This is a genomic window from Stenotrophomonas maltophilia group sp. RNC7, from assembly GCF_030910085.1.
Taxonomy (GTDB): domain Bacteria; phylum Pseudomonadota; class Gammaproteobacteria; order Xanthomonadales; family Xanthomonadaceae; genus Stenotrophomonas; species Stenotrophomonas sepilia.
The window spans coordinates 1-394 of record NZ_JAVFVN010000612.1 but is presented as its reverse complement, the minus strand read 5'-3'; the positions used below and the strand labels follow the sequence as shown (position 1 = coordinate 394).

Genomic DNA, 394 nt, shown 5'->3' with positions numbered 1-394 from the left:
CGCCTTTGCTCTTATACTGTAGTTGGTATTTGGCGATAGTCCTGTAACATGAATCTTTTTATCACTGTCCACAATCCATGTTGCTGTCGTCGTTAATGCACCTGAAGATGTTACATACTTTCCGCCTACAGTAATCTGATATTGCGTATTGGATGGGTTACTGTCTGTGAAAGATAGCTCCATACTGGTTTCTGTTGCACTATTTACAGTTATGGATGGCACCTGTGCCTTGGTATAAACGTTTTGTATACGCTCAGCAATATGTTCCACTGCATCTCTTGCCTCAAACTTCACAGAGTATGCGGTGTTTGGAACGAGCCCGCTCTTTGTATAGCTGGTATTATTAAGCCATTGTGTTGACTGGCCCCCCACAGTGTATCGATAAGGTGTAGCA

Annotated in this window: 1 protein-coding gene; it reads right to left on the bottom strand. The window is 43.1% G+C overall.

The window, feature by feature from the left end:
* Window positions 1-270, bottom strand: a 270-nt coding sequence (locus tag RCF13_RS11740; protein ID WP_308141205.1) for a fibronectin type III domain-containing protein, incomplete at its 3' end; no start/stop codon positions are given.
* Between the last annotated feature and the right edge of the window lie 124 nt (window positions 271-394).